General features: G+C 70.2%; 6 protein-coding genes and 2 pseudogenes. 5 read left to right on the top strand and 3 right to left on the bottom strand.

Translation table 11 applies throughout. The features are described from left to right. From ABZ885_RS33280 to ABZ885_RS33265, 4 genes and pseudogenes are all read left to right on the top strand, one after another. Nucleotides 1-264 (top strand): annotated as a pseudogene (locus tag ABZ885_RS33280) (hypothetical protein); the annotation flags it as partial. A gap of 84 nt (nt 265-348) precedes the next feature. Then, on the top strand, nt 349-1,989 hold the full coding sequence (gene istA / locus ABZ885_RS33275) for an IS21 family transposase (RefSeq protein ID WP_360197050.1): 1,641 nt from the start codon (nt 349-351) through the stop codon (nt 1,987-1,989). Continuing rightward, entirely contained in the window at nt 1,986-2,789 is an 804-nt protein-coding gene (gene istB, locus ABZ885_RS33270; RefSeq protein WP_360197045.1) for an IS21-like element helper ATPase IstB, read from the top strand. The genes istA and istB overlap by 4 nt, the downstream gene beginning before the upstream one ends. An 88-nt stretch (nt 2,790-2,877) precedes the next feature. Then, on the top strand, nt 2,878-3,654 hold the full coding sequence (locus ABZ885_RS33265; RefSeq protein ID WP_360197042.1) for a hypothetical protein: 777 nt from the start codon (nt 2,878-2,880) through the stop codon (nt 3,652-3,654). Between the two features lie 643 nt (nt 3,655-4,297). On the opposite strand, the gene ABZ885_RS33260 is transcribed toward ABZ885_RS33265, so the two are convergent. From ABZ885_RS33260 to ABZ885_RS33250, 3 genes are all read right to left on the bottom strand, one after another. Continuing rightward, the gene (locus tag ABZ885_RS33260; RefSeq protein ID WP_360197039.1) at nt 4,298-4,798 is read right to left on the bottom strand and encodes a hypothetical protein; all 501 of its coding nucleotides are present in this window, start codon (nt 4,796-4,798) and stop codon (nt 4,298-4,300) included. 364 nt (nt 4,799-5,162) lie between these two features. Continuing rightward, on the bottom strand, nt 5,163-5,543 hold the full coding sequence (locus ABZ885_RS33255) for an IS3 family transposase (RefSeq protein ID WP_360197048.1): 381 nt from the start codon (nt 5,541-5,543) through the stop codon (nt 5,163-5,165). A 2-nt stretch (nt 5,544-5,545) separates the two neighbouring features. Continuing rightward, nucleotides 5,546-5,845 (bottom strand): transposase, encoded by a 300-nt coding sequence (locus ABZ885_RS33250; protein WP_360197037.1) that lies wholly within the window; start codon nt 5,843-5,845, stop codon nt 5,546-5,548. Between the two features lie 80 nt (nt 5,846-5,925). Here ABZ885_RS33250 and ABZ885_RS33245 point away from each other — a divergent pair. Further along, nucleotides 5,926-6,204 (top strand): annotated as a pseudogene (locus ABZ885_RS33245) (transposase); the annotation flags it as partial. Nucleotides 6,205-6,320: the final 116 nt, after the last annotated feature.

Raw genomic sequence — 6,320 nt, 5'->3', positions numbered from 1 at the left:
GCGGCTGCCGCCGGCTACGGCCTGGACCTGCGCCGCCTCGTCGTCGCCGACGACCCGGGTGAACACTTCGCCGAGGTGGTCACCGCCATGGCCTCGGTCTGCCCCGTCGTCCTGGCCGCCGCCCCCGCCGGCATGCCCCCGCGCTCCCTCGACCGTCTCGCCGCCCACCTGCGCCGCGCCGGCACCGTCCTGATGGCTTTAATCACGAGTTGTGGCGTCAGTTGTTCACGAGTTTGGGAGTCACCCCGAACCACGGACGGGTGATGTTCACGAGTTTCGACGTCACCGGGGTACTTGCCAGGTCAGCATCGGGAGTGCTCCTGGTGAAAGGCCCTGGTCATGCCGCAGATGTCGAAGGTCGAGCTGTACGCCGCGATCCGGCGCGACCACCGGGACGGCATGAAGCTGCGGGAGATTGCACGCAAGTACAACGTGTCGTGGCGGACGATCAGGAAGGCCGTGGACTCGGTCTGGCCGGAGCCGCGGAAGAAGCTCCCGCCTCGGGCGACCGCGCTGGACCCGTACATGGCGGTGGTCGACGGGATCCTGCGGGCCGACCTGGACGCGCCGCGCAAGCAGCGGCACACGGTCACCCGGATCTTCCACCGCCTGGTTGCCGAGCACGGCGCCGAGGTCTCCTACCAGCAGGTTCGGCGTTACGTCGCGGACCGCAAGCCGCAGATCCTGGTGGAGTCGGGCAAGGCTCCGATCGAGGCGTTCGTCTCGCAGACCCACCAGCCCGGGATGGAGGCCGAGGTCGACCTCGGCGACGTGACGGTGAAGCTCGCCGGCGAGTTGGTGACCTGCTACCTGTTCTCCTTCCGGCTGTCCTACTCGGGCAAGGCCGTCCACCGGGTCTTCGCGTCCTGCGGCCAGGAGGCGTTCTTCGAGGGCCACGTGCACGCGCTTCGGACTCTGGGCGGTGTTCCGCGGAGCAAGGTTCGCTACGACAACCTGAAGGCCGCTGTCGCTCGGGTGCTGGGGCTGAGCCGGGCCCGGGTCGAGGCCGACCGGTGGATCGCCTTCAGGTCGCACTTCGGGATCGAGAGCTTCTACTGCCGGCCCGGCATCGAGGGCGCCCACGAGAAGGGCGGCGTCGAGGGCCAGATCGGCTACTTCCGCCGCAACCACTTCGTGCCGGTGCCGGAGGTCGAGTCGCTGGCGGAGCTGAACGATCTGGTCGAGCAGTGGGACCGGCACGATGGGCGGCGCCGGATCGGTACCCGGGCCCGGACGGTCGACGAGTACTTCGAGGACGAGCGCCCGCGGCTGCTGCCGCTGCCGGAGGACCCGTTCGAGACCGGGCGGGTATTCACGCCGCGCGTCGATCGCTACGGCCAGATCGCGGTCCGCACCAACCGCTACTCGGTCCCGGTCCGTCTGATCGGCAAGCGGGTCCGGGTGCTGCTTCACGCCTCCCACCTGGTGGTCTACGACAGGAACGTGGAGGTGGCCCGGCACGAGCGGCTGATCGCCAAGGGAGCCTGCCGGCTGGAGCTGGACCACTACCTGGAGGCCTTGGTCCGCAAGCCGGGTGCGTTCCCCGGCGCGACCGCGCTCGACCAGGCCCGCTCCGCCGGGAAGTTCACCCCGGTCCACGACGCCTGGTGGGCCGCGGCGGTCAGGGCGCACGGTGACGCCGAGGGCACCCGGGCGCTGATCGAGGTGCTGCTGCTGGGCCGCCACCTCGCGCACGAGCACATCGTCACGGGCCTGGCCACCGCCCTGCGGGCCGGGGCCCTGACCGCGGACGCGGTCGCCCTGGAGGCCCGCAAGGCCGCCCAGACCGATGACGACCCGGCCGTCGATGCTCCCGCGCCGAGGCCAGCTGCCGGGCCGGGAGCGGCGACCGTGACGTTTCTGCACGAGTGGAAGCTCAACCACCTTCCGCCGGACACCAGGCCGCTGCCCTCGGTGACCCACTACGACCAGTTGCTCCGACACCGCCGCGCCGGCGGCGGTGACCTGCGAGAGGGAGAAGCGCCATGACCGCCATGCTGCCCCGCCAGCGGAACCTGACCGAGCAGGCCGCCACCACCGCCATCGACACCGCCTGCCGGCTCCTGCGGCTGCCTTCGATCCGAGGCGAGTTCGCCGACATCGCCGACCGGGCGGCGAAGGACCAGATGACCTACCGCGGCTTCCTCGCCGAACTGCTGATGGCCGAGTGCGACGACCGGGCCCGCCGCCGCTCCGAGCGGCGGATCAAGGCCGCCGGATTCCCCCGCGACAAGTCGCTGCGAACCTTCGACTACGACGCCAACCCCAACATCGACCCCGCCGTCATCAACAACCTCGCCAGCTGCGAGTGGATCAAGAAGAGTCAGCCGCTCTGCCTGATCGGCGACTCCGGCACCGGCAAGTCCCACATGCTCATCGCCCTGGGCACCGAGGCCGCAATGCAGGGCTATCGCGTCCGCTACACCCTCGCCACCAAGCTGGTGAACGAGCTGGTGGAAGCCGCCGACGAGAAGCAGCTGAACAAGACCATCGCCCGCTACGGCCGCGTCGACCTGCTCTGCATCGACGAACTCGGATACATGGAACTCGACCGCCACGGCGCCGAACTGCTCTTCCAGGTCCTCACCGAACGCGAGGAGAAGAACAGCGTCGCCATCGCCTCCAACGAGTCCTTCGGCGGCTGGACCAAGACCTTCACCGACCCCCGCCTCTGCGCGGCCATCGTCGACCGCCTGACCTTCAACGGCACCATCATCGAGACTGGCACCGACTCCTATCGCCTCGCCTCGACCCGGGCACGGACCGAAGCACCAGCCAAGGCCGGCTGACCGCCGCGGGCTCCTGGCCGACGACCTGCCAGCCTCCGCCCAGGCGACGGGTCGTCGGCCCGAGGCGCTCCAGTAGGCTGCGTTGGCCATGGATACGCACGCCGAACCCGAGCAGACCCGGCAGGACGCGATCGCTTCCGGTCCGCCGATCCGGCAGCTCTTCCGGGACGTGATCGCCGACCGCCTGCCGGGCCGCAGGCCACCCCAGGCAGCGATGCTGTTCGACGCCGAGATCGACCCCTCCTGGGACGACCGGAGCTTCCTCGGCGACTTCTACAACGAGATCCTCCACCAGGACACCTGCCAGCCGGCCACCGCTGACGGCGTCGTCCTGCTCGCGGCCCTCGCCGTCGACGACCGGGTTCCCGCCCGACAGCGGTTCCAAGCCGTCCATCTGCTGGTCAGGGCTGCCACCGTTGGCGAACGCCACCTCGCCGAGACCTGGCCGAACACCTCTCAACACGCCGATCCCGACAGTGAGGCCCGGGCCCGCAGCGCGGTCCAGGCCCGCACGCCGGATCTGCTGACCCGCTGGCCGGCCGAATGCCCTGCGGTCCGGCTGGCCCTCGCCGGCCTTGCCGTCGTCTTCCCCACCGACCGCACCCTGCCCGCCCTGACACCGCGCCTGCAGATCTTCACCAACCAGCACCCCCAGGGCACCGACGTCGGCGACTACGTGCGGTTCGTCCTCGTAATGGCCTCGCAGGACGACGACCGGATCCTCACGGTGACCGAGAAGCTCACCGACGCCTGCTGGGCGGGAACCGCGCGAGGAGTGCCGACACGGGCGCGAGCCCTCCACCTCCTCGGCCAGATGCTGGCCAAGGTCGGAGCCGAACTCAGCCAGCCACGCGCCGAGCAGTGACGCCCCGCAAGCACGACGAGCGACCCACCGCGCGTCGCTCACGCTGCTATTTCTCGTGAACATTCACGGACCTCAAGATCCGCAACTGCTGCCCAAACCGGCGGACAAACGCTGCCCCTAGAAGTGAACGAAGCCAGTCCTGATCACCCCTGGCCCCTGGCCCGGTGCCTACCTGAGCCTGCGGGTGACCACGAGCCGATGGAGCGGCCTGGGGGCCGGTTGGGGGCAGCTGAGGAGCCGCAGGGCGACCGTGGTCGTGACCGGGCGGGGCTCGGCGGTCCGGGCCCGCAGCGCGCAGTTGTGGCTGCCGGACTCGAGTGGTGGCCTCAGCCCGGTCGCCGAGGCCGGTGGCACCGGCGCGGTCCCGGAGAGCTCGCCGGCGGCAGCGACGGCGTAGTCGCGGGTGCAGGCCCGCAGTGTGCCTGTGCACGCTGGAGGAGGTCGCCTGCCGTCCGGACCCCCGGAGCGGACTGGCAGGCCGGCCTCTTGCTGCCGCGGCTCTGTCCGCGGCCCAGACGGCACGGGGCGTGCCGAGGTGTCCGTCCTGTTCCGGCGCGGGCTTCGGCGCAGCGGTGATGGCCGGTCAGTCCCGCAAGCCACCCGCCAGCCGCGTCCCCGACCTCACGGGACAGAACAGCTAGCTCTACGCCCAGCTGAGGAGGACCAGGCCCAGCAGCAGCCCGAGCATGACCAGCAGACAGGAGGACCCGCCACTGCCAGCTGCGGGACGAGTGGCGGGGGCAGTCGGGCGGGGATTCCAGCCGTACCAGACCAACGCTCCGCTGGAGGCCATGATTTCGGGCCCGAGGACATCGAAGAGCGTGTCCCGCCAGTGCACGTAGAACGCCATGCCCGCGTCGCGGGCATTCTGGCCGCTCCGCACCTGGTAGATCGCCAAGGCGTCCTTGAGATCCCCGTAGCTGATCATCACGTCCTCGCCCGGCCGGCAGGAGCGCAGTTGCGAGATCGCAGTGGGAAACCCCTCGCTCGCAACCGGCATGCGCATCCACTCACCGAGTGCAGCCGCGCGGGCCTCCTCGAAAGTGGCGAACACCTGCGTGTCGATCTCGATGCCGTTGTCCCCGTGAGCACGCCAGGGCTCGTAGACCCACATCATTCCCCAACCAGGACCCTGCTTGGCCATGCTCATCCCCCTCAGGTGTGCCGCAGTGCCGCGGCCCGAGTATCGAGTCTGGCGAATTCCTGGGCCTGGAGCCAGAGGAGCGCCGACGGCGTCCTGGGTTGTCCGCTGCGCGGCGGCCCGGTGGCACCGCTTCGCGACGCCACCGGCCGAAGAAAGGGGGCGGAGGGGAAGTGCGGGGCGGGTAGGGTCGCCGGATGCGCGACCAGCACCACCCCATCGACCAACCCAGCCCGCCGCCGCCCTCACCGGGGATCCGGCCGAAGGCAGCGGCGCGGTGGACCAGTAGCGGGCGTAGGCGTTCAGCTTCGACGCCAGACGTGCTGGTTCCAATGCCCGGTTGCCCACGACCCAACGCTCCGCCGTCCTACCGACCAACCCAGCCACCGCAAGTGTCGGAACCCGAACAAACGGCCGTCAAGTCCGAGACAGGCCCGGGCCTTTCGCGGTCGGGTGAGCTTGCTCTGCTTTGGCGAGGCCGGCCTGGCGCATCAGGCGTGACCCTTCGCCGGCCGCACCGGTCTCCGTCGCGCTGGAGGACGGCGTGCACGCGCGGGGCGCCGTTGGCGCCACGGGAGGTCGCGTGGACCTCGGTGATCTTCTCGGTCGGTTCCGCGTCGCGGACCGCGCGGGGGCCGGGGGCGGCGGTGCGGCGGGTGTAGAAGGCGGCTCGGGAGACCTTGAGCAGTTCACACGCCCGTTTGACGTTGTGGCCCGCCTGCTTCTCCGCCTCGATGAACGGGTGCACCGTCACCGGGTCTCCGTCGCGAAGAAAGCCGTGGCCCGGCGGAGGATGTCCACGTCCCCGCGCAGGCGGCGGTTCTCCCGCCGCAGCCTCGCCAGTTCCTCGCGCTCGTCGCTGGTCAGGCCGTCGCGCTGGCCTGCGTCGACCTCGGCTTGCCTCACCCGGTCGCGCACCGCGGTCCCGGTCAGGTCGAAGTCCTTGGCCACCTGGCCGACCGAGCGGTCGCCGCGTCGGCACAGTTCGACGATCTCGGCCTTGAACCCCGGCGTGAACGAGCGGTGAGGGCGAGGCTTTCTCTTCCCCATGCTCTCCATGATGGACATCATCCTTACCGGGGCCGAAGCCCTGATCAGGGGTGTCCGTCAAAACGAATCAAGCCCAGGGTTACAGCAACCGCCGGACCCGCCGCTACCTGCGCAGGCGCGGGATCCGGCACCTCATCCCGGAGAAGGCCGACCAGGCTGCCGGCCGGGTCCGACGTGGCAGGGCCGGGGGCCGACCGCCCGGTTTCGACAGGGAGCGCTGCAAGAAGCGCAACACCGTCGAGCGGGCGATCAACAAGCTCAAGACCTTCCGCGCGGTTGCGACCAGGTTCGACAAACGCGGCTACGTCTACCTCGGCACCGTCACCGCAGCCGCGCTGGTCATCTGGCTCCGCTCATGATCGCCAGGACACTGCCTAGGGCCAATGCCGGTGACTTTGGGGTCCGTGCCTCGTTGGTTGTGGTGTGGCGAGGGTGGGGCAGGTCAAGTCGCCTGCGGGTGAGCGGTTGTCGGATC

The sequence above is a fragment of the Kitasatospora sp. NPDC047058 genome, assembly GCF_040643935.1.
Classification (GTDB): domain Bacteria; phylum Actinomycetota; class Actinomycetes; order Streptomycetales; family Streptomycetaceae; genus Kitasatospora.
The sequence above is the reverse complement of the archived record's forward strand: the minus strand, read 5'-3'. Positions and strand labels throughout refer to the sequence as shown.